The organism is Proteus genomosp. 6 (assembly GCF_040139785.1).
Lineage (GTDB): Bacteria > Pseudomonadota > Gammaproteobacteria > Enterobacterales > Enterobacteriaceae > Proteus.
The window spans coordinates 239,518-263,686 of record NZ_JBEEVJ010000001.1 but is presented as its reverse complement, the minus strand read 5'-3'; the positions used below and the strand labels follow the sequence as shown (position 1 = coordinate 263,686).

Below are 24,169 nucleotides of genomic sequence, written 5' to 3'. Positions count from 1 at the left end.
AACTTTCGTTTCCCTTTTTATGTTTAAATCAATGTACTTTATCGCTTATTTAGTCACTTCAGTCTGGATCACTTTTTTACTCGGTGAGCCTGCAACCTTATCGTAAATACCACACACAACAATTGTCACCAATACAGGAATGAGCCATGCTAATCCCTGCTCACTTAATGGCAATTTAGTTGCCCACTCTGGTAATAAATGTTTCAGATAATCAGAGGCTTTTATTGCATCAAAAATACCGAAAAATAAGCTAACAGCCATCGCTGGCGCGATAATACGGCTTGGATTATTCCACAGACGTAAAGTGAAACTCATCAAAATAATCACAATACAAGGTGGATAAATCATAATCAGCACAGGAATCGAAAACGCAATCAGTTTACTTAATCCTAAGTTTGAAACAACCGCTGAGAATATCGCTAAAATCAACACTAATGTACGGTAAGAGATGGGCAAATAACGGCTAAAAAATTCAGCACATGCACAAGTTAAACCAACTGCCGTCACCATACAGGCTAAGAAAATCAGTAGAGCAAGGAAGAAGCTACCGAAGTCACCAAAAGTGTACTGAACATAGGCGTGTAAAATATCAGCACCATCTTGCGCCCCTGGAATAATGCTCCCACTGCTAGAGCCTAATTTAAACAAGCTTAAGTAAATAGCTGTTAATAATACGCCCGCAATAATACCCGCCCACATAGTGTAACGTGTTAATAATGAAGAGTTATCTATTCCACGAGAGCGGGCAGCATTAACAATCACGATACCAAAAACCATCGCCCCCAAGGTATCCATGGTGAGATAACCATTGATAAACCCTTGAGTGAAAGCCATTTCACGATAAGCATCTGTGGCAGGGATCACGCCACCAGCAGGCCAAAACACCGCAGCCACACCTAATACTGCTAATGCCAGAATTTTAATAGGCGCAAGAATATGACCAACACTATCTAATAACTTACCGGGATAAAGTGAAATACCAATCACAATTAAGAAATAGGCAATGCTATAAATCAGCAATGACATTTCTGTATCACCCACTAAAGGGGCAATACCCACTTTAAAAGAAACCGTTGCAGTACGAGGAGTTGCGAAAAGAGGTCCAACAGCAAGATAGGCAACAATAGCTAATAATAATCCCATTGATTTACCAATAGGTGTGCTTAATGCCTCGATACCACCACCGACTTTTGCTAATGCGACAACCGTTAAAACAGGTAAACCTACCCCTGTGATCAAAAAGCCAATTGCTGCTGTCCAAACAAATTCGCCTGATTGTAACCCCACCATTGGAGGAAAAATAATGTTGCCAGCGCCAACAAAGAGGGCGAATGTCATAAACCCTAATGCCAGAATATCTCTGGAAGTTAATCTATGTGCCATAAGTTTTGTTAATATATAGTTACAATAATGGTTAAATTACGCCAATATAGCGCAACATAAAATCAACAATATCTATTTAGGCTCATACCATCATTATTCAGGATAATATCCATATATAATCATTTCATGTAGAGCAATTAGGTGCTAAATAGAAAAAATTGCCGATAACTGGTCACAAGTAAAACTTTTATAATGAAAAAAGGCAATAGCCAATCTAAAAACCAGAAGAATCATCTAAACTATTTTTCAGAGCTAGTTATAACTGTCATATATCATCGAATATGCATGATATGATTTGTGCATTTTATCACCAATAATGTTGAATATTAGCGTCATTTAAAGTTACCATTAATTAATAATATTAAAATTTAACGCTACGATATTAGTTTTTATTGATATTAAAAAGATTAAAAAAGGACAAAAAAACCTTTATCACTGATTGAATAGAAGTGATAAAGGCTTTAAAAAAGACATTCTGCTAGTGTGTTTTTTTAGCAGTAAGCAATGTTTGAGGAAGGATAAAAGAGAACGTACTCCCAACACCTACTTTACTTTCAATATTCAATTGAGAGTGATGATGAAGCAACGATTTTTTCACAATCGCCAAACCTAAACCAGTACCGCCAGAATGACGAGAGCGAGCTTTATCTACGCGATAAAAACGCTCTGTTAAACGTGTTAAGTGTTCAGCGCTGATCCCCGCCCCATTATCTGAAACACTAAATAGCATACCTTGGGGTATTTTCTTCCAACTCACTTTGATTGTTGTACCCTCTTCAGTGTGATTAATGGCGTTATACACTAAATTAGAAACAGCACTACGCAATTGCTCTTCATTACCACGAACAGCCCACTCTTCATCAACATCAAAAACAATCTGATGTTGACCTTGGCTTAGTGAGTTCGCTTCTTGTTGTAATAAAGCCAAAATGGCAGGAATATCAACAATTTTGTTTAAATCAATATGAGGAGCAGATTCGATACGAGAAAGCTGTAAGAGTTGCTGAACAAGCGTATCCATACGTTTAGCCTGCTCTTGCATCGTAACTATCGCCTTATGCTCTGCGGGTTTTGCTACACTATTTTCTTCCATCATCTCAAGATAACCTTGAATAACGGTTAGTGGTGTTCTTAGCTCATGACTGACATTAGCAAAAAAATCACGTCGTGAGTTTTCTAGTTTATTTTTTTCTGTTACATCGCGCGCCACCATCAAGCGCTGATCTTCGCTATATGGCATCACACGAAACTCAACAATAGAGCCATTATTTAGTGAAATAGTTAAGGGGCGACTAAAATCACCTGCGGTAAAATAGTGCAAAAAATCAGGATAACGTAATAAGTTAAAAATATTTTGCCCATTATCATCAGGCCAACGAAAGCCTAATAGATGTTGAGCTAGACTATTACACCAAAAAATATTCCCTTCATTTGTCATCATCACAACAGCATCGGGTAAACTTTCAGCCCCACTTCTAAAACGTTTAATTAAGTCGCCTAATTCTCTGCGTCGTTTACGATTACGTTGTTGGGTCTGTCGAATACCATAAAAAATAGGCTCCCATCCCCCTCTCCCTTCCGGAGGCAATACAGAGCGATCTAACCATAACCATTTAGATAATTTCAGCAAATTATAGGCATGCCACACAAGGGCACTGAGAAGCGATGCCACCAGCAACCAAGGAAGATGCCCAATAAAAAGCGATAATATAAAGGCAGGCAAGCAAAATAGACATAGCCCCCAAACGAGGGCTTTCCACGATAGTCGTTCTAACACCTGACGATTACTCCCATATTGACTTAGAAACGGGCAGAAAAACGATATCCCGTTCCACGTACTGTCTGTATCATTCTGTCATGGCCATCTTCTTCAATAGCCTTACGTAAACGACGAATATGCACATCAACAGTACGGTCTTCGACATAAACATTGGTTCCCCAAACGTAGTTTAGCAGTTGTTCTCTGCTATATACGCGTTCAGGATGTGTCATAAAAAAGTGTAGGAGTTTAAATTCGGTGGGGCCCATATCAATCGGCTTATCTTGACTTGTCACTCGATGAGAAACAGGATCAAGACCGAGTCCATTGAATTCAATAATATCTTCCGCTGACATCGGTGATAAACGCCGTAAAATCGCCTTCACTCGAGCAACAAGCTCTTTAGGTGAAAACGGTTTGATAACATAATCATCAGCGCCCGTCTCTAGGCCTTGGACTTTATCTTCTTCTTCCCCTTTTGCCGTTAGCATAATAATGGGAATATCACGGGTATTACTTTCCCGCTTCATCTGTTTTATTACCTGCAAGCCTGATCCACCAGGGATCATCCAATCTAATAAAACCAGATCAGGGTAAGGGTCGATAAGAAAACTCAATGCAGAATCATAGTCTTCTGCTTCAATAGGTTGAAAACCATTTTGTTCCAAAACAAAACAGATCATCTCTCGAATTGCGGTCTCATCTTCAACAACAAGAATACGCCTTGCCATACTCTATCCTGTGTAATGTATATAGAGGGTCAAAATGATTATGATGCACTTTTATGACAGATTTATGACTAGCCTTAACATTACTGAAATAGATCCCCGTTGTTAAGGTAAATAAATCATTTTTTGGTGAAATATCACTCAAAAAAGGGAGTTATTGTTGAGTTTTCACTAAAAAAGCAAGGTGCGCTATACTCTTCACCAGATAAAAAAGAGGGATAGCAATGCGGATTATTCACACATCAGACTGGCATTTAGGGCAATATTTTTTTACTAAGACTCGAGCTAAAGAACACCAACAGTTTCTTGATTGGTTATTAGCACAAATTAAACATTACCAAGTCGATGCTCTGATTGTTGCGGGTGATATTTTTGATACTGGCTCCCCTCCAAGCTATGCCCGAGAGCTTTATAACCGTTTTGTTGTTGCTATTAGAGATACACAATGTCAGCTCGTTATTCTAGGTGGTAATCACGATTCGGTGGCAACACTAAATGAATCAAAATCACTGTTGGCGTGTTTAAATACGACCGTTATTGCCAATGTTCATGCTGAAACACCACAAGCTCCGTTAATTCTTCCTCAAAAAGATAACATTCCAGGAGCATTACTTTGTGCAATCCCTTATCTACGCCCTAGAGACATGATCAGCAGTAAAAGTGGGCAATCAGGTGCTGAAAAACAAACAGCCTTAAAAGAAGCGATTGCTGAATATTATCAAGCTCAATATCAAGCAGCTCTCGAATTACGTCAGCAATTAAATGTCGATATTCCCATTATTGCAACGGGTCACCTCACCACAATTGGAGCGAGTGTGACCGATTCCGTCCGTGAAATTTATATCGGCACCTTAGAAGCCTTTTCAGCAACCCTATTTCCTGAATTTGACTATATTGCTCTTGGTCATATTCATCGCCCTCAAGTGGTGAATAAATCAGGTCATATTCGTTATAGTGGCTCCCCTATTCCGTTAAGTTTTGATGAATGCGGACAACAGAAAAGTGTCTGTCTTATCGACTTTGAGCAAGAAAAATTAACTAACCTCACACTATTACCTATTCCTGAATTTCAGTTACTACGCACTATCAGTGGTTCATTAAAAGAGATAGCGATACAACTTGAGGATTTAAAAAAACAATACGGTGAAATAGATACCACTATTTGGTTGGATATCGAAGTTTCAACACAAGATTATCTCAGTGATATACAAACCCGTATTCAAGAGCTAACTAACGATCCGCTTTTTGATGTGATCTTATTAAGAAGAGCGAGAAAACAACGCCAAGCGTTCACTCAAAATGAGAACGAAACACTGACCGAATTAACCGTTTATGATGTTTTTGAAAGACGTTTAGAACAGCATGAGTTTGATTCAGAAGAAACTAAAACTCGTTTAACAACATTATTTAAACAAGCAGTTGAAATGGCAGAGAAAGAGGATAACGAAGCATAATGAAAATCTTAAGTCTGCGATTTAAAAATATTAACTCCTTAAAAGGCGAGTGGAAGATTAACTTTAACCAAGAGCCTTTTATCAGCAATGGATTATTTGCCATTACAGGCCCCACGGGTGCAGGAAAAACCACGCTGTTAGATGCGATTAGTTTGGCGCTTTATCATAGAACTCCACGATTAGATAAAGTCACGCAATCACAAAATGAATTAATGACACGTCATACCGCAGAGTGTTTGACCGAAGTCGAATTTGAAGTCAAAGGTGTGGCTTATCGAGCATTTTGGGAACAACGCCGAGCTAATTATAAAGAAGATGGCAATCTTCAAGCGCCACAGGCTGAACTTGTTAAAATAAATACAACAGGAGGCGAAGACAAAATATTAGCAAGCAAAATAAGCCAAGTGAAAGAGATGATCATTAATATTACGGGCCTTGATTTTGATCGTTTCACTAAATCTATGTTGCTTTCTCAAGGACAATTTGCGGCTTTTTTAAATGCAGATGATAAATCTCGTGCTGAATTACTTGAAGAACTCACTGGCACAGATATTTATCGCCATATCTCCCAATCTATCTTTAAACATTGGCGTGAAGAAGAACAAGCATTAAAAACACTAAAACAGCAAGCCGAAATGATGGCGTTATTAGATGAAAATGCTCGCCAAGCATTATTAACTGAACAAACCGATCTTTTTGCCAAAGAGAGCCGATTACAAAAAGAACAGCAGGAATATCAAGCAGCAAAACAGTGGCAAGAAAAAGAAACTGAACTTAATAAAAACAAAGTATTAGCACAAACCGAAGTTAACTTAGCACAAGAAGCGTTAATTGCTGCCAAACCCGATATTCAACGTCTTGAAAATAGCGAACCAGCAGAAAAAATCCGCCCAATTTATGATGAAAAGGATCGTCTATTAAAAGAACAAACCTATATTGAGTCACAACTCTCAACACTAACAGCAGAAAAACAGCTTATTGAACAACAGAGCCAACCTATTAATCAGCATTTAATCGAGGCTCGTAACACATTTAAACAGCACGATGAAAAAAAACAGCAAATATTGCAGCTTATACGTGAAAAAGTAGCACCATTAGATAATCAGTTAATCTTGCTACAACAAGATATTTCAGTAAAAACACAGCAAAAAAATACGCTAGAAAAAACGCAATCAGAATATCTGGAAAAAATACAGTTAACAGAAGCCAAATTAGCTGGCTCACAAAAACAATTTAATGAATTAGACGAATATTTAAATCAGCATATAGCTCATGCTCAACTGGCTGAAAATTTACCGTTATGGCAACGTTATTTTGAGCAATATGATGAAATTACAGAGAAATATCTAATTAGCCAGAAAAGTGAAAAAGCAGAACAAGAAAAAGAATGCTTACTTAAACTCGAATTAGAAAAAGCGACCAAAGCGCTAGAAGTGCAACAGTACAATCTTAACTTACAGCAACAACAATTAAGCGAATTACAAACACAACTTGAGCAACAAAATAAAGCTGATGCTATTGCGGATATCCCTCATCGTTTGCAACAAATTTCACAACAACGAAATGCACTCGCTAAACTAATGGGATTACAAACCCAATTACAACGCAATATCAAAACTGAATATCAATACCAAAAAAGCTATTCAGAAAATCAGCAAAAAATAGCAATGCTGACTGAAAGCATCCATAAAAATGACATTGCTTTAAAAGAGAAAGAACAACATCTTAAAGACTTAAACGATAATTATCTGCTAATACGAAAGTTAGCAGAATATGAAGAAGAGAGACAACGTTTAGTTAAAGATACCCCATGTCCTGTTTGTGGTTCAACCGAGCATCCTTATGTTGAAAAATATAAAGAAATTCAAACTGATGAAACAAAATTACGGTTAGATACCTTAACACAGCAAGTACATGCATTAACTATAGAGTCAGTGGAACAAAAAACACAGTGTGCTGGCTATCAAGCTCAAAACGAAAAGCTTAATGAAGATCTTGAGCAACTCACCCAAGATATAGCGACATTAAAACAACAATGGCGAACCTTAGCACAAACGCACACATTACCTGATGTTGATTGCGAAGAAGATGCTTTGGCTAAATTGGATGCAGAGCTTGAGAAAAAAGACAATTTACTCACACAAAAACAATCCAGCTATAAAGCGTTAGAAACCAAAATTCAGCAAGAATACAAACTGCTATCTGATACCAAAGAGCAATTTAATCAACAACAGCAAGCGATCCTTCATCAGCAAAATGAATTTGCGCAACAACAAAAAGAAGTCATCAATAAACAACAACAAACAACGCAATATCTTCAACAACAAACCCAGTTAACTCAGGAGCTTCAATCTCTTGTCAAACAGCAAGGTTATGAATTACAGGAATGTGAAGATAAAATTCAATGGCTTATTGCGCGTAAAAAAGAGAGCCAACAATATCAATCAACCTTAAAAACACATCACGAATTACAACAAACAATCCGCGAATTGTTATCAACACTGCAAGAAAGAAAACGCTATTTATCTGAAATTCAAAAAGAACTTGATGCTGTTTTAATCCATTTACAACAACTACATCAGCAACAAGAACAGCTCAAAGCACAACGCCAAGCGTTATTCGGGACACAAACCACTGAAGATGCGCGTAATGAATTAGATAAACAGAGTCAATTGTTACAAAAACAAATTGAGCAATATAGCGAAGAAAAAAACCGACTCGAAATCCGTTTAAATCAGCTTATTGGTCAATATCAGGAAAATGAAAAATCACTACAACGGTTACAAACGCGTTCACAAAACATTATTGAACAATATCAACATGCGTTAAAAAACAGTCCGTTTGCTGATGAAAATGCATTTTTAGCCTCTCTGTTATCAGTCGAAGAAAGAAACTGTTTACAAGAACAGCAAAAACAACGACTTGATAGATTATTGCAAGAAAAAACTCGCTTAGACACTCAAGAAAAGGCATATCAGCTGCACTTGTTACAACAACCGTTGTTATCGACTGAGCAAAATATTGAACAAATCACTACACATTTATTAGCACTAGAAACACAGCTGGCTCATATACAAGAAACCAAATTCCGCATTCAAGAGCAGCTGCGTACTGATGAAGAAAAACGCAAAGAACAACAAGCCTTACTCGACAAAATAACGAAACAGCAATCTCACTTTGATGATTGGAGTTACTTAAACGAATTGGTGGGATCTGCATCAGGAGATAAGTTCAGCCGTTTTGCTCAAGGCTTAACGCTTGATCATCTAATTTATTTGGCTAATCGTCGTTTAGAAAAGCTTCATGGTCGTTATTTCTTGCAACGTAAAACACCGGCAAGCCTTGAATTACAAATTGCCGATACATGGCAAGCTGATGCGCTACGGGATACTCGCACGCTCTCTGGTGGCGAAAGTTTTTTAGTCAGCTTATCGCTCGCCTTAGCGCTTTCAGATTTGGTCAGTAACAAAACTCAAATCGAATCACTCTTTCTAGATGAAGGCTTTGGCACATTAGATCCTGATACCTTAGATATTGCATTAGACGCTCTTGATAGCCTTAACGCATCTGGAAAAATTATTGGCGTAATTAGTCACGTAGAAGCCATGAAAGAGCGCATTCCAGTGCAAATTAAAGTGAAGAAAGCGGGAGGATTAGGTATTAGCCAGCTTGCTCCTGAGTTTAGATATGTAGATAAATAGAATCTAAATCAAGTCGTTAAAAACTAGGTCGAATATTTTGACGTAACTGATTAAATTTTTTATATATCAATAAATCACTACTAAGCCCTATAGTATGTCCATAGATTAGCTCAAGCTAAGACACGCTTTAAGCGCTTAAATTTATCAAGGAGACAATCATGTCTAACGCATTTACTGATTTAATGAAAAAACGTAGAACAATTTATCATTTAGGTAATCAACTTCCAATTAGCGAAGACAGAGTCACTGAAGTTATCAAAGAAGCGGTTAAAGAGAGCCCAACTGCATTTAACTCACAAACATCTCGTGTTGTTGTTCTGTTTGGTGAACAACATCAAAAACTGTGGGATATCGTTAAAAATACCCTGAAAAAATTAGTACCCGCAGAAGCATTTAGTGCAACTGAAGCGAAAATTAATAGCTTTGCAGCAGGCGCAGGTTCAATTCTTTATTTTGAAGACACTGATATCGTAAAAGGTCTTCAAGAACAATTCCCATTGTATGCGGATAACTTCCCTGTATGGTCAGAACAAGCAAGTGGTATGGCGCAACTCTCTGTTTGGACTGCATTAGCAGCAGAGAACGTAGGTGCTTCATTACAACACTACAACCCAATTATTGATGACGAAGTTCATGCAACTTGGGATCTGCCAAAAACATGGAAACTAAGAGCTCAAATGGTCTTTGGTTCAATTGAACAAGAGGCTGGTGAAAAGAATTATATGGAAGATGATGCACGCTTTAAAATCTTCAAATAAGTGTTAGAACAGACATCTGACAAAAGACCCTAGCAATAAGTAATACCCTCTTTTTTTTACTTTCATTCCTTGCCCACAGCCACTGTGGGCTTTTTTTTGCCCATATACAACATAAAAGAAAGGTGGCATTAGGCCACCTTTCTTTTATGTTTTAATCAGTTTTAGATCAGTCTTTCGCTGTTTTTTCTGAGCATCATAGAAATTCTCATGAGAACCTATATGCAATAAATACAGTTCAAGCTTGTTTGCAACCCATGAGTAGCCTAACAATACCGTTAAATCATTAAGCCTAAATTTATGTACTCTAAGATGAGTAAGATCGCCTTTTTTCTGTTCACCAATCAATGGATTATCAATTATTTGATCAATTTCATCTTCAATAATTTTCACATCTGATTCAGGCAACTTTTTCATTGCCTTTTCAAATCGTACAGACTGATAGACATCAATCTCTTTTTGTAGTTCGGACATATCGAGAAACCTTTTTGTTTTCGACTTCCGCCTGTGCCAGTAACAATTCTTGGATAAAGCTATATGGCAGATCAGGGTTATCTTCAGCTATACGCCCTATTTTAGCCCAGTGTTCAATTTGTTTAGGAACACTTCTGCTTTTCGCTTCCGCATGAATTTTAGCATCAGAGACAAAGTCTTCATCTAATCTTACGGAAATAGCCATGATTTACACTCCTAATACCTATCGGGTGTTACAACTTTATAGAATTAAAACGCTATAAATTTTTATGTTAATAACTCACGACAAAAAATGAAATCTTTTGTCGCTAAACGCAACAATACACCACAGATGATATGTTGTAAAGATTCCAACTTTGTTGCTTATGCCTTCATGCTCACTAAAAAAATACTTATTCTCCAATAAAAAGCATAAAAAAGAGCAAAGTGCGTAATGAATACAAAGGTAGGGATGGACCCTTTGTGTTCAACACTTTGCTCTCTTTATTTATTTACGCACCTCCCGTAAGAGGTGCGATTTTCACAAGGCGTATGAAAATACGTTATTTACGTGTGATGTTATTCGCTTTTGGTTGAGCAATTGGAGACTGCTCAGCAAAGTATTTCACGACTGCATCAACATCTGGCACGCTGTAAACTGGATCTTTACCTTCTTTCAGTACAGAGAAGTCACTACCACCTGTTGCTAAGTATTCGTTAGCCACAACACGGTAGTTCGCTTTCATATCTACTGGTTTACCGTCAATTTTCATTGATTCAACGATAACACGGTTGCCATTAGATGCTTTGCTATCCCATGTGTACTGGAAGTTACCTGAAATTGCTAACACTTGTGGACGTGAACGATCCCATTGTTGTTCTAACAGGCGTTTGATTTGCTCACCTGTTAAGGTTTGAGTTAACAGTACGTTAGAGAATGGCTGTACTGTGTAGATTGCGTTATAAGAAACGTCACCACCAGTCATATCAGCACGAATACCACCACTGTTCATAAATGCGATTTGTGCGCCACCCGCATCTTTTGGTTTTGCAGTGTATAAATGCGCATCAGCGATCACTTGACCCAGTGCAGATTCACCCGCGTCGTTAGTTTGCTTCGTTAAATTACCTTCTAACTTACCAATGATACGGTTAGCTAATGGGGTTGCGATTTTTTCGTAAGCTTCTAACAGTTTGGTAACGGCTGGATCTTTTTCATATTTGCGGTTATCAACCCAAATATTACGTGCTTCAACGTCAACAACGTCTTTTGTTGTTTTGTCTAGTTTCAGATCGATACGCGTTAACATTGCACCATTTGATTGCGCAGATGTCACTGATTTACCGTTGATAGTACAGTTATAAGCTTGGTGAGTATGACCAGTCACAACAAAGTCAATCGCAGGATCTAATTGATCAACAACACCTAATACTTTACCCGTAATACCATTACATGCGTTGATATTCACAGGACCACCGTCACGACGTTGTGCAGCACCTTCGTGAATTAACACACCAATCGCTTGAACACCTTGTGCTTTTAACTGAGGCACTAATGCGTTGATTGTTTTCGCTTCGTTATGGAAGCTTAAACCTTCAGTACCTTTAGGTGTTACGATTGCCGCAGTACCTTCCAGTGTGACACCGATAAATGCAACAGGGATACCGTTAAATTCTTTGATAACATATTCAGGGAATAACGTTTTGCCTGTTTCATTAACAGTTACGTTTGCTGATAAGTATTGGAAATCAGCCCCTTTAAATTCAGTTGGACCTTGGCAACCCGTCACAGGGTGGCAGCCACCGTTCTGTTTACGCAGTAACTCACCCATGCCTTTATCAAATTCGTGGTTACCCACAGACGTTGCTTCTAAGCCTGCTAATGATAATGCTTCGATAGAAGGCTCATCATGGAACATTGAAGATAACAGTGGGCTTGCACCAACCATATCACCCGCGGCAACAACGATGTTGTTCGGGTTATCTTTCTTCATTTCTTTGATTAATGTTGCCATGTGCTCGATGCCACCAGGTTTGTTTGGACCTGGCGCTTTTAGTGCACCGTGGAAGTCGTTCATTGCGATAACACGCACATCAACAACATTAGCTTCGTCGTAGTTCTTTGCACAACCAGCTAATAAGACTGAGCTTACTGCCAGTGCAACGAGTTTATATTTATGGTTCATTTAAAATTTATCCCTAAGATCAAAATTCACGTTTCGGACAATCAATGACTTCGAAATCTTTGCTATAACAGATATAGAATTCATCTCGATTAATTTGAATTTCCTTATCCTTCAATGATGGATTGTGTTCTTTTAAGAACTTAATCAATGCACTGTTTGAAGGACGGCCTTCTGGTAATACTAACGCTTCATACAACTCTTTTTGTTTACCAAAGAATGCATCTGGTGTATCAAACGCACATACACCGTGTTTTTCCCACTCACCTTGTAGTAAGTCGATACCCGGAGAATCACACAGATAAGGTTTGATAGCAGAGTATTCTAAAGGTGGTAAATCGCCTTTACATAAACGAGGATGCTTGCGTATGTCTTTCCAATCACGGCACTCTTCCCATGATTTACCATCACAGGTTTCAGCCCACAGCCCATGAACAATCCAACCAAATTTATTATCTGAGAAGCATTGGATTTCAAATTTATCATACTCACGTTTTGCACGATCTTTTTCATTGTCGTTATTTAACCGCTTAATGTTATTACTTTTATAATCACAAAAAGCGGGTGAGTAGTTAATCGCTAACTTAAAGTAATCTGTTGATGCTGTACTGTTTTGACCATAGCGATCATTAGAAGCAATGTAGTCGTAAGGTGCTGTTGGTGCATCAGGTAAAATACAAGATACGCCTTCAACTAATTTAGCTTGAGGTTTTAATGGTTCTGTAATTTCAGGTGCTTGCGTTGCACATCCTGCTAACACTAAAGCAAAAGCAGCAGGTAATAGCTTCATAAAGCGCATAAAATCCCCTTAAAGAGCAATAAGTTTTACTCTTTTGGTTCAAAAAGGTAAGAGAAGCCTGCCCAGAATGGACAGGCTTTAATGGCTTATTTCTTCTCTGTTAAATCAATTTTGTAAATTGCAAAACCGATTTCATCATTTTCCACAAAGGTCATTGGATATTGAGAGAAATCTTTAATAAATGCAGCCGCTTTCTCACTTGGTGACGTTTCAAAACGTACATCTAACGCTTTGTCAGTCTTAATAGGTAAGAATGACCAGTTGTTAGCAGCTTTAGTTGCAACTTCGCCTTTTTCTTTCGTTTGTTTAGCAATGTAAGACGCTAAGATTGCACGGTTTTCATCTGGAGATGCGAACGCAATATTTGCTTCACCAGTACCGGCAAACTTACCACCGTATCCACGGTAGTTATTTGTTGCGATCAGGAATGTTGCTTTAGGATCGATTGGCTTGCCTTCATAAGTCACGTCTTTGATACGATTCGCATCTTTATTAACGACTTGGCAATCAACGTCATATTTAGCTGGTTGAGTTAGGTCAACTTTATAGTTCACGCCACTAATGGTATCGAAGTTATAAGTACGGAAACCATCCCAGTTGATTAGTTCTTGTGGTTTAGTTGAATTTGGATCAACTTGGTTCCACATACCCGCAGAACATTCTAACCACTCAACAACATCAGCACCGGTCGCTTTAACGACCACTAATGTGTTTGGATACAGATATAAGTCTGCAGCGTTACGGAATGTTAAGTCACCTTTTTCAACTTCTACGAAGTCTGCTGGTGCGTTTTTACGACCACCCGCTTTAAATGGCGCAGCTGCACCTAATACTGGTAAACCGTCTAAGTTCGGATCACCTTGAATAAAGTGTTTGGTGTAATCAACTTGTGCATCATTCACGATTTGTACAGTTGGATCGCTTTGTACTAATGCTAAGAAGCTGTACATGTTGGCAGAAGCTTTACCAATGTGTTTACCTACAAAATCACGAGTACCTTGGTGTGCTTTTTCGATGATTTGCGCTAATTCAGCATCACGTTCAACTAATGCTTTTTTGTTTGCTTTATCAAAGATAGGACGCGCTTCACCTGTTGCTTGTGTCATCACCCATTTACCGCTGTCGTTGTTGATAACCATATCAACGACACCTAAGTGATCACCCCATTGGCCAGGCATAACAGCAGGAACGCCATTTACAGTACCTTTAGCAACATCAACACCTTTAATGCCTTCAAATTCTTTGCTTGGGAATACGCCATGAGCGTGACCAAACATGATTGCATTGATGCCTTCAACTTCGCTTAAATAATAAACAGAGTTTTCAGCCATTGCTTTGTACGGCTCTGACGCAAAACCAGAGTGAGGAATAGCCACAATCAGGTCAGCACCCTCTTTTTTCATTTGAGGGACGAATTTTTTCGCTGTTTCTGTAATATCGTTTACAACGACCTTACCATCCAGATTGGCTTTATCCCAGATTAAGATCTGTGGTGGAACGAAGCCGATATAACCAATCTTGATAGTGTGTTCTTTACCATCACGATCTTTTACTGGTGTATCAACAATGATATAAGGTGTGAAATAGTTTTTGCCTGTTTTCGCATCCATCACGTTGGCGTTGATGTAAGGGAATTTAGCACCGGCAATGGCTTTTTTCAGGTAATCTAAACCATAGTTAAATTCATGGTTACCAAAGTTACCTACTGTGTAACCCATGGTGTTCATCAGCTGGTGAGCTGGATGAGATTCGCCTTTTTCTAAGCCTTTAGCTGCTTGATAGTCAGCCAGCGGGCTACCTTGGATCAAGTCGCCGTTATCAACTAAAATCGCATTGGTTGCTTCAGCTTTTGCTGCTTTAATTAAATTAGCAGTACGGACATAACCAAACTGTTCTGTTGGTTTGTCTTTGAAGTAGTCAAAGTCGATTAAGTTACTGTGAACATCAGACGTCTCCATAATACGAAGATCGACTGTCGCAGCATTCACGTTGAATGCGACAAACATTGCTAATGTTGAAATTTTCAACACATTCTTAACCATTACACACCCCTTATATATTGGTTAACAGGAGAGCGAAATCGCTCTCCTTTGGTTACTTCTATCAAACGGTAATGCTTTTGTCAGGACTAGAAGTACAGACGCATACCCGTTTCGAAGATATATTGTTTAGTGTCTTTATATGCTTCGTTGTCACTGCGTGCATCATCATATGCCATTTCAGCAAATAAACGTAAGTTGTTGTATTTAGATACCGCAAAACGTTTATCTACACCCACAGTATAGGTTTCTTTTTTGTAGTTGAAAGTGTTGGCATCACCATCACGCAGGTAGTAACCCGCATACATACCACTTTCAATACGATCCCAGTGCCATTTCACACCAACACCATATAAATCTGCTTTCCAGTCACCTTTAACAGAGTTCCATTTATAATCTTTTGAAACTGCATTACTTGCTAAAGTTAAACCTGAATTTTTACCACGAGATTGACCATAGTCTAAACCGATAGAAAATTCACGGCCTGGGAAGAAGTATTCGGCACCAAATGCTAAGATACTGTTTTCAGGAGTTTTCCCTTGAACTGTACTCTTACTACTATGAGTCGCTTCACCTTTAGCGGCAGAGTAACCACCATCAAGCTCTAAACCGAAAGTTGATTTATAGAAACCCACTACTGAATATGCACGAGTAATATCACCAGTGGTACGAGTATTATCATCACCTGTTTTACCTGTTACAGTACCGGCTAATTTAAAGCCTTCATAACGGTTAGTTTCAATAAAGATAGTTTGTGGTAAACGGGTCATAAAGTTGTTTTTACCAACACCTTTACCATCAGCATAACCATTGCTATAACCTACGGCACGACCTAATACATCACTAAAGTAGAACACACCCGTGTTACCATAGCCGTAGCTTGATTTTTTCACCCAGTCGATTGGAATATAAGTACGACCAAACTGGATTTGACCATAATCACGATGAGAGAAACCGACATAACCCACACGGTTGTACATTTCAAAGTTTGATTTAGGGTTGTCACTGTTTGTTTTTTGAGTGTCTGAACCCCACTCTAATTTACCAAAGACTTTGATATCGTTAGTCAGTTCGTGTGAACCGAAGAAACCGATACGGCTACCATCATCCGTCATTTTCATTTCGTGATTTTGGCTGGTCACTTGTGTTTTTAAACGGAACTGACCATTTACATCAAAACGTGTACCTTTATCGTTATACACGTTTACCGCGTTTGCCGATCCAGAAAGAACCAACAAACCAACCAGTGCTGCTAGAGGCTTCAAGCTTTTCATGATTAAAATACCCATCTATCTATTTTCTATAGTTTTATGACTTTCTTTAAGGTCAAAAATAATACCGCCGTATATAGTTGACCTGAGATTCAGGCAAAAGATCTCTGCCACGAATTTCGAAAAAGAAAATCGCTCTCACAATTGATAATTTTTATAGCTACTAATTATGACTCTACAAAATTTTCTTAAAGGCTTTAATTTCCTTGACACAGACGTAATCACCAATAAGACACAAAAATAATATCCTCATTATATTTAAATAAGGGCATTGCTTTTATTTCTGTCAGGAAAAGAAATAGGTCGTTGAGTTTTCGATGGCATGTTACTCAAAAAAAAGCCCAACTTTCGTGATACAGTCCACAATTACACCAATGTGTATTTTCATGGTTACATACTCAAGTGATAGGTATCACAATTAAAGGTAAAGATACGTGTTTTTTGAACTTAATCAACTTTTTAAAAATAGCACTTTTAGATTTTTCTTTTATATTTCATTTCTTTATAAGACTCTTTTTTTTGCTAATAAAAAATTTATCCCCCTATTTAATATATTTAAAAGGAAGTATTAATTTTAACCACTAAATAAATAACACTAAAGATTTAAATATTGTTATTCCTAATTAATAATTTTTTATCTTTATATTTATTTCTTATTTAAATAAAGGCAAAGTCGAATTTAAATACAATTTAACTAGTGGTAACGAGTAACATCCCATCATAAAAAGAATAATTATCTGTAAATATTCAAAAGAGAAGCACAAGAATGCTATTCAATTACAATATCTAATCAATACGTACAAGTAACAACAAAACCCAATGAAACATTACAAAATCTAAACTATAACACTGGTTAATATAAAAAGCCCAATCGTGCTCTTTTAACGATATTTGAAAAAAAAATATCAATATTTGTGATCTTAATCACTTTGTTGATTGTGAAAAATCTCCTCATACATTTTCCTTATTTTGTGATAATAATCACACAAGAGCGTCAAGAATATTTTTGTTTTGTAAATTAATGCAGAGATAAATCTGAAAGTGATTTCAGTTTGTAAACAAAAAAGAGTGTAAAAATAAAATCTTGTGATTATTGTCACATAATGGTTTGTACTAAAAATCATGCTATTTCATTATTAATATTCTTAATCAATCTAATTCAGATAAGAATAAAACTCATTATCATAGAGTAGATTTACTAATTATTCGTTTCAGCTTTTTTTATCTTTTTATTAAATAACACGGTATAGATTTTCTTTTAAGGGATATTACCTTTTAGATACCCTAAACATTCAGTATCATATTGTGGTAAATAATGATTAAGGGGAATGTCAGATGCTGTGGTTTAAAAATATTTTAGTCTATCGCTTAAATAAAGGGATAGCACTGTCAATGGATGAGTTAGAACAACAGCTTGCCTCATTGGCATTCACACCTTGTAGTAGCCAAGATATGACTCGGACAGGTTGGGTTTCGCCGATGGGTGATCGCGGTGAAGCGCTTATCCATGTTGCTGGCAAACAAGTCATGATGTGTGCACGGAAAGAAGACAAAATTTTACCTGCGACAGTTATTAAACAAGCACTGCAAGACAAAGTTGAAAAACTTGAAGGTGAGCAAGGACGTAAACTGAAAAAAACAGAGAAAGCCACCTTAAAAGATGAAGTGGTGCACACTCTGCTTCCTCGTGCTTTTAGTAAATTCTCACAAACATTTATTTGGCTCGATTTAGAAAAACAACTCGTTATTGTTGATTCGGGCAGTGCAAAACGCGCTGAAGATAACTTAGCCTTGCTGCGTAAGACCTTAGGTTCATTACCTGTTGTTCCTTTGAACTTCAATGAATCCGTTGAATTAAAAATGACAGAGTGGGTACGCTCTGGAGAACTCCCAGCTGGCTTTACCTTGATGGATGAAGCAGAACTAAAAGCGGTCTTAGATGAAGGTGGCGTTATTCGTTGTAAGAAACAGGAATTAGTCTCTGATGAAATTGCGACGCATATTGAAGCGGGTAAATTTGTCACCAAACTCTCTGTAGATTGGGAAGATCGCCTGCAATTTATGCTTTGTGATGATGGTTCTATCAAACGCATTAAATTCAGTGAAACTTTACGTGAGCAAAATGATGATATTGATAAAGCCGATTTTGCCCAACGTTTTGATGCCGACTTTATTTTAATGACCGGTGAACTCAGCGCTTTAATTGAACGAGTCACCGAAGTCCTAGGCGGCGAAGCAGAGTAATAATATTATTCAAGAAAACAGCCTATCATTCTCTATGTATAGGCTGTTTTTTATTTAATGAAAAATAAAGATTATTTTTGAATTAAATAACGAATAGTTGGACCATCTTGTTGAATATCTAACACGGTATAACCGTAGTTTTTCGCATCAAGTGGAATATTGTTGATTGATTGAGGGCAATCACTGACCACTTCTAAAATCTCGCCTTTTTTCAGTGATGGCATAGCTTCAAGCGTTGCCACCGCAGGGTAAGGACAAGGTTCACCGACCATATCTAGACGATAATCAGGAACAATGGTGTCTTTCTGGCTCATGCGATTTCCTTATTAATCTGGGTTGAAATAGAGTGTGCTTGTTGTGCTTTTTTACGAAAGAAATGTTTCTCCCACCAAAGTAGCAACACAAATGACAGACCCAACATCAGATATGTCACGCCTAATCCGCCTACAGGCCCAAAAGTATCAAGTAAATTAATTTTGTCGTAGTCAGTCGCTAAGATGGCTGAAAAATCATCCCAATAATAAGCGAGTAACGTCGAACCAATCACATTGCCTAATCCAACCCACCAAAAGTGAATTTGACCTTCAACAGCGCGATACATCCAGCCAGTTTCACACCCACCAGCAAGCACAATACCGAAACCGAAGAGTAAGCCGCCAACTACGGCATTAGGACCCGCCCACATAATTTTAGGTGATGCACCTAATTGGACATAGCTAAAGATCCCAATGGCACTCACCGCCATACCGATGATAATCGCTTTTGCCATATGGGTTCTGCCTGTTATCCATAAGTCACGGAAAGCAGAAGTAAAACAGATTTGTGCACGTTCAATTAAAATACCAAAACCAATACCGCCTAGCATGGCGAAACCCAGTTTTGGTGAATCAAAGAGAATAATTAAAGACCACGCAATCATGGCAAAAAAGATAACCATTCCCAATCTAAAGCGACGTTTCGCACGTTGTTTATCTTGAGTGATAGGTGACGCTTGGCTGACTTTTTGCAGTTTTACTGGAATACGGAACAGTGGCATCAATGACAGCTTAGCACCGAAGTAGGAACCGACTGCCGTTGCAACCGCAAAGAACCAAGCATGTAAAGAGAACTGAGGAATACCCGTAAAGAAGGCAGCAAGGTTACAACCCATTGCTAAACGAGCACCAAAACCTGCGATGATCCCACCTAGAACAGCTTGAAGAATACGAATTTTATGTTGAGGATGACGAAGTTTGACGTTATTGGCCCAAAGAGCCGCCATAATGCAACCTCCAAACATCCCGATAATCATCACGCCATCAATACGCGTTAATGGCGTACCTTCAAGACCGATGATTTTAAAATAACCCCATTCTTCAGGATGAGCACCGAACCATTGCATAACGTGCCCCCCCCAGCGGGTAAACTCACCAGTGACAGCCCAGAAAGTGCCGGTTAAACCAAAGTAATAAGTTGATAAGATACCTGCCGCGATAACTGCTGGAAGAGGCTTCCAAAAACGGATCAGGTATTGAGATTTAAATTCTGACCAAGACATGTTTTTTCCTAGAACTAACCTCTACGAGAGACACTCTCCACGCAGTAGGATGAGGCGAACATGTTACTCCAATAATTTTTTTATCAAAGAGTCAGTATTCAGATAAATGAGAGAAATTTGCGTTATAACAATTTTTTGTAACAAGTGGGTAACTTATCCCACTTATAAATTCAGTGAACATTTCCATTTATAAGTGGGGAATAAGTGTTTAGCAGATACGAGGTAAAGGCTCGTTATAAGGTAGGTCGAGGATACGACTAGTACCGAAAATGCCTGTTAAACGAATATAATTATCCGTTGTGACTTCGCCAATCGTGCAAGCGTCTTTGCCTAAAGCATGTTGATGCAGTGCTTCAAGTACTTGTGCTTCCGCTTCAGGTGAAACCACTAAAACAATTTTTCCTTCGTTAGCGAAATTAAGCGCTTCAAGTCCTAATAATTCGCATACACCACGAACGGATTGTTTCATAGGTAATTTGCTTTCATGCACGTTCATGCCACAACCGCTGGCTTGAGCAAACTCATGCAAAATCGCTGTCACACCGCCTCGAGTTGCATCACGTAATGCTTTAATTCCTTCGATTTGGCGTAAAGGGGCAATCATTGGCTCAAGAACCGCGCAGTCACTTTGCAGATCCGCTTCAAGCCCTAAATTTTCACGAAGATTCAGGATTGTTGCACCATGATCGCCAATAGTGCCACTCACTAAGATCTTATCGCCTGCTTTAATGTTTGATGCAGCCCAATGAATTTTGGTTGGGATCACACCAATACCCGCGGTGTTAATAAAAATCTTATCCGCAGCACCACGAGGAACCACTTTCGTATCACCCGTAACAATTTGAATGCCCGCTTGTTGCGCGGCTTTTGCCATTGCCATCACAAGGGTTTCTAGGGTTTCAAAAGGAAGTCCTTCTTCCAAAATAAAACCACATGAAAGGTAACGAGGAACTGCACCACCAACAGAAAGATCGTTAGCCGTCCCGCAGACCGATAATTTACCAATGTTTCCACCAGGGAAAATAATGGGATCGATGACATAGCTATCTGTACTAAAAGCAAGACGATCGCCCAGTGTGGTTAACTCATTTAAGGCGATCCGCGCTTGATCTTCTTTTTCATTTAATAATGGATTATCGAACGCTTTTAAAAATAGTCCTTCGATAAGTTGCTGCATACCTTGCCCGCCGTTTCCTTGGGCTAAGGTGATTTCATCAGGTTGTTTCATATATTACCTTCACGGCGATACTGATAATAAGCCGCACATGCACCTTCAGATGATACCATCAAGGCACCCAATGCCGTTTCTGGTGTACAACTTTTACCAAAGAGTGGGCAATCGGAAGGTTTGCATCGTCCTGTTAATACATCGCCACAGCGAGATTGCGGATTATCAGCCACTTTCTGCGGGGCGGGAGTAAAACGTAATTCAGCATCAAACTCAGAATAAGCAGGTGTTAATTGAATACCTGACATTGGGATTTCACCCAATCCACGCCATTCACTGGTTTCTTTTAACATAAACACTTCGCTAAGTGCTTTTTGAGCCAACTTATTACCTTCATTCGGTACAATGCGACTATATTGGTTTTCAATACTTAAAACATAATCTGTATTTTCTGCTTTTGCTTTAAGTTGTTTAATGACCATCAGTATAGCTTGTAATAAGTCTAATGGTTCAAATCCTGTCACGACAAAAGGCTTTTCAAATTCGTCACATAGCGGTTGATATGGCGTACAGCCAATCACCATACTCACATGCCCTGGAGCAATAAAGCCGTCAATGCGAACATCATCTTGTTCTAGTAGACAACGTAAAGTAGGCACGATAGTAATATGCTGACAAAACAGAGAGAAATTTTTGAGTCCACGCAATTTCGCTTGTTGTAGCGTCATTGCAGTACTTGGCATCGTAGTTTCAAAACCTAAACCAAAAAAGACGACTTGTTTATCTGGGTTATCTTGTGCAATTTTGAGGGAATCGAGCGGTGAGTAGACAATACGAATATCACTGCCACGACGACGCGCATCCAGCATTGAGCCATTACGTCCCGGTACTCGCATTGCATCACCAAAAGTACAGAATATGACATCAGGACGGGCTGCAATTTCTAAACAAGCATCAATTCGCCCCATCGGTAATACACAAACAGGACAACCCGGTCCATGAACAAATTCAATTTCTTCTGGTAATAAGCGATCTAGACCAAATTTAAAAATGGCATGTGTATGCCCACCACACACTTCCATAATTTGTAATGGCCGTTTAATAGGATGAGGCCATTGTGAAATAGTTTCACGGATTTGGGCTAGTAAGGCTTTCGCAAGTTCGGGATCACGAAATTCATCAACGTACTGCATCATCAGCCTCTTCGAGGGTCACACCATAGACATGCTGTAATGCATCAAGGGTATCTTGTGCTTCTTGCTCATCAAGAATACTCATGGCAAATCCCACATGAATAAGTACCCATTTGCCTAATAATTCACTAGGTTCGCCTTCACATACCATCGAAATATTAACAGCACGTTTGACGCCACTGACTTCGGCATAAGCGAGTTGGTGGACGTCTTCGCCCACCTCAACAATCTTAGCTGGAACACCTAAGCACATAAACGACTCTCCAACCAAGCTAACCACTCTTCCATGCCTTCACCCGTTGTTGCTGATAACGCAATGATTTCGATATTTGGGTTAACACGGCGAGCGGATTCAATACAGGCTTGAACATCAATATTCAGATGTGGCACTAAATCAATTTTGTTGATAATCATTAAATCAGCCGCAGCAAACATATGCGGGTATTTCAGTGGTTTATCTTCACCTTCAGTGACAGAAAGAATCGCAACTTTATGCTTTTCACCCAGATCAAAACTGGCAGGACAAACTAAGTTACCCACGTTTTCAATAAAGAGAACGCTGTTATCTTGTAAACCTAATTGATGTGTCGCATCATGCACCATTTGTGCATCAAGGTGACAACCTTTTCCTGTATTCACTTGGATCGCTGGCACACCAGTTTCACGGATGCGATCCGCATCATTAGTGGTTTGCTGATCGCCTTCGATCACCGCGCAAGGCACCCGTTGAGCTAACTGTTTTAATGTTTGTGTTAATAGCGTTGTTTTACCGGAGCCTGGGCTTGAAACTAAGTTTAATGCCAATACATTTTGTTGTTCAAAATGTTCACGGTTATGAACAGCAATGCGGTTATTTTTATCCAGCACATCCATTTCAATTTTCAGCATACGCTTTTGGCTAATACCGGGAGCATGTGTTCCCGCTTCACCTTGGCCATAATGCATATTCTGATTTTCAATCACAGGGCTAAATTGCTCTTCGTGCTCATGTTCGTGATCGTGGTCATGATCATGTGCATGATCGTGGCTGTGAGAATGATGATGTGAATGCTCATGGTTATAATCATGAGAATGATCGTGACTGTGAGCATGGTCATGATTGTGTGAATGATCATGCTCATGATGATCGTCATGTCCATGATGATGTTCATGGAAAACAGGCGCTTCGTTTAGCTGTGCATCGTTATGAAAATGGAGATGAACATCACCACTGTTATGGTAATAGTGGTGATGAACGATGATAGGCTGACCATGTGTTTCGTAGTTATGTTTATGCTTTTGTTCAGACTTATCAATATATTTATGAACAGTATTCGCTGGAGTAGCATTGTGTTCATGATGATGATCATGCCCGTGATGGCCGTGATCATGATGATGACCGTGGTCGTGATGATCATGGTCATGAGAGTGATGATGGTGGTGCTCATGTGAATGAGGCTCTACGCCTTCAATTCTGACATTGCCTTCGCCACAACCGCAAGTGCTACACATATTCTGACTCC

At 38.8% G+C, this 24,169-nt stretch carries 19 protein-coding genes; 4 read left to right on the top strand and 15 right to left on the bottom strand.

Translation table 11 applies throughout. From position 1 onward, the window contains the following. Positions 1-45: 45 nt before the first annotated feature. The 3 genes from brnQ to phoB all read right to left on the bottom strand — a co-directional run bounded on the left by brnQ (position 46) and on the right by phoB (position 3,873). Positions 46-1,383 carry a branched-chain amino acid transport system II carrier protein gene (brnQ, locus tag ABN212_RS01125; protein WP_198619333.1) on the bottom strand — a complete coding sequence of 446 codons (1,338 nt, stop codon included), beginning with the start codon at positions 1,381-1,383 and terminating at the stop codon, positions 46-48. Between the two features lie 478 nt (positions 1,384-1,861). Further along, positions 1,862-3,160 (bottom strand): phosphate regulon sensor histidine kinase PhoR, encoded by a 1,299-nt coding sequence (gene phoR, locus ABN212_RS01120; RefSeq protein WP_109371774.1) that lies wholly within the window; start codon positions 3,158-3,160, stop codon positions 1,862-1,864. A gap of 23 nt (positions 3,161-3,183) precedes the next feature. Then, entirely contained in the window at positions 3,184-3,873 is a 690-nt protein-coding gene (gene phoB / locus ABN212_RS01115; RefSeq protein ID WP_023580900.1) for a phosphate regulon transcriptional regulator PhoB, read from the bottom strand. A gap of 221 nt (positions 3,874-4,094) precedes the next feature. Here phoB and sbcD point away from each other — a divergent pair, with 221 nt between their 5' ends. The 3 genes from sbcD to ABN212_RS01100 all read left to right on the top strand — a co-directional run bounded on the left by sbcD (position 4,095) and on the right by ABN212_RS01100 (position 9,783). Next, positions 4,095-5,324, top strand: a complete 1,230-nt coding sequence (sbcD, locus tag ABN212_RS01110) for an exonuclease subunit SbcD (RefSeq protein WP_349442738.1) — start codon at positions 4,095-4,097, stop codon at positions 5,322-5,324. Next, on the top strand, positions 5,324-9,025 hold the full coding sequence (locus ABN212_RS01105) for an AAA family ATPase (protein WP_349442737.1): 3,702 nt from the start codon (positions 5,324-5,326) through the stop codon (positions 9,023-9,025). Before sbcD ends, ABN212_RS01105 begins: the two co-directional genes overlap by 1 nt. Positions 9,026-9,183: 158 nt before the next feature. Further along, complete coding sequence (locus tag ABN212_RS01100) at positions 9,184-9,783, top strand: nitroreductase family protein (RefSeq protein ID WP_109371780.1); 600 nt, start codon at positions 9,184-9,186, stop codon at positions 9,781-9,783. 144 nt (positions 9,784-9,927) lie between these two features. On the opposite strand, the gene ABN212_RS01095 is transcribed toward ABN212_RS01100, so the two are convergent. The 6 genes from ABN212_RS01095 to ABN212_RS01070 all read right to left on the bottom strand — a co-directional run bounded on the left by ABN212_RS01095 (position 9,928) and on the right by ABN212_RS01070 (position 16,528). After that, on the bottom strand, positions 9,928-10,254 hold the full coding sequence (locus ABN212_RS01095) for a type II toxin-antitoxin system RelE/ParE family toxin (protein ID WP_198625983.1): 327 nt from the start codon (positions 10,252-10,254) through the stop codon (positions 9,928-9,930). Next, positions 10,229-10,459, bottom strand: a complete 231-nt coding sequence (locus tag ABN212_RS01090; RefSeq protein ID WP_198625981.1) for a ParD-like family protein — start codon at positions 10,457-10,459, stop codon at positions 10,229-10,231. Before ABN212_RS01090 ends, ABN212_RS01095 begins: the two co-directional genes overlap by 26 nt. 337 nt (positions 10,460-10,796) lie before the next feature. After that, positions 10,797-12,419: a bifunctional metallophosphatase/5'-nucleotidase gene (locus tag ABN212_RS01085; protein ID WP_349442735.1), complete on the bottom strand. Its 1,623-nt coding sequence runs from the start codon at positions 12,417-12,419 to the stop codon at positions 10,797-10,799. A gap of 19 nt (positions 12,420-12,438) precedes the next feature. After that, the gene (locus tag ABN212_RS01080; protein ID WP_069368615.1) at positions 12,439-13,215 is read right to left on the bottom strand and encodes a ribonuclease T2 family protein; all 777 of its coding nucleotides are present in this window, start codon (positions 13,213-13,215) and stop codon (positions 12,439-12,441) included. 86 nt (positions 13,216-13,301) lie between these two features. After that, the gene (locus ABN212_RS01075) at positions 13,302-15,257 is read right to left on the bottom strand and encodes a bifunctional 2',3'-cyclic-nucleotide 2'-phosphodiesterase/3'-nucleotidase (RefSeq protein WP_109371787.1); all 1,956 of its coding nucleotides are present in this window, start codon (positions 15,255-15,257) and stop codon (positions 13,302-13,304) included. Positions 15,258-15,343: 86 nt separating this feature from the next. Continuing rightward, positions 15,344-16,528 (bottom strand): porin, encoded by a 1,185-nt coding sequence (locus ABN212_RS01070; RefSeq protein WP_232797549.1) that lies wholly within the window; start codon positions 16,526-16,528, stop codon positions 15,344-15,346. 1,332 nt (positions 16,529-17,860) lie between these two features. On the opposite strand from ABN212_RS01070, the gene rdgC reads away from it, so the two are divergent. Next, positions 17,861-18,769 carry a recombination-associated protein RdgC gene (gene rdgC, locus ABN212_RS01065; protein ID WP_198619327.1) on the top strand — a complete coding sequence of 303 codons (909 nt, stop codon included), beginning with the start codon at positions 17,861-17,863 and terminating at the stop codon, positions 18,767-18,769. A 71-nt stretch (positions 18,770-18,840) separates the two neighbouring features. Here rdgC and yedF read toward each other — a convergent pair whose 3' ends face one another. The 6 genes from yedF to hypB all read right to left on the bottom strand — a co-directional run bounded on the left by yedF (position 18,841) and on the right by hypB (position 24,158). Then, a complete protein-coding gene (yedF, locus tag ABN212_RS01060) occupies positions 18,841-19,083 on the bottom strand; it encodes a sulfurtransferase-like selenium metabolism protein YedF (protein WP_069368619.1) in 243 nt (80 codons plus the stop codon). Further along, positions 19,080-20,306: a selenium metabolism membrane protein YedE/FdhT gene (gene yedE / locus ABN212_RS01055; RefSeq protein ID WP_198629928.1), complete on the bottom strand. Its 1,227-nt coding sequence runs from the start codon at positions 20,304-20,306 to the stop codon at positions 19,080-19,082. The genes yedF and yedE overlap by 4 nt, the downstream gene beginning before the upstream one ends. A 208-nt stretch (positions 20,307-20,514) precedes the next feature. Continuing rightward, on the bottom strand, positions 20,515-21,534 hold the full coding sequence (gene hypE, locus ABN212_RS01050; RefSeq protein WP_109371795.1) for a hydrogenase expression/formation protein HypE: 1,020 nt from the start codon (positions 21,532-21,534) through the stop codon (positions 20,515-20,517). After that, a complete protein-coding gene (gene hypD, locus ABN212_RS01045; RefSeq protein ID WP_075674243.1) occupies positions 21,531-22,667 on the bottom strand; it encodes a hydrogenase formation protein HypD in 1,137 nt (378 codons plus the stop codon). Before hypD ends, hypE begins: the two co-directional genes overlap by 4 nt. Further along, a complete protein-coding gene (hybG, locus tag ABN212_RS01040; RefSeq protein ID WP_006535180.1) occupies positions 22,654-22,920 on the bottom strand; it encodes a hydrogenase maturation factor HybG in 267 nt (88 codons plus the stop codon). Before hybG ends, hypD begins: the two co-directional genes overlap by 14 nt. Continuing rightward, positions 22,911-24,158, bottom strand: a complete 1,248-nt coding sequence (gene hypB, locus ABN212_RS01035; protein WP_198625976.1) for a hydrogenase nickel incorporation protein HypB — start codon at positions 24,156-24,158, stop codon at positions 22,911-22,913. Before hypB ends, hybG begins: the two co-directional genes overlap by 10 nt. Positions 24,159-24,169 lie beyond the last annotated feature (11 nt).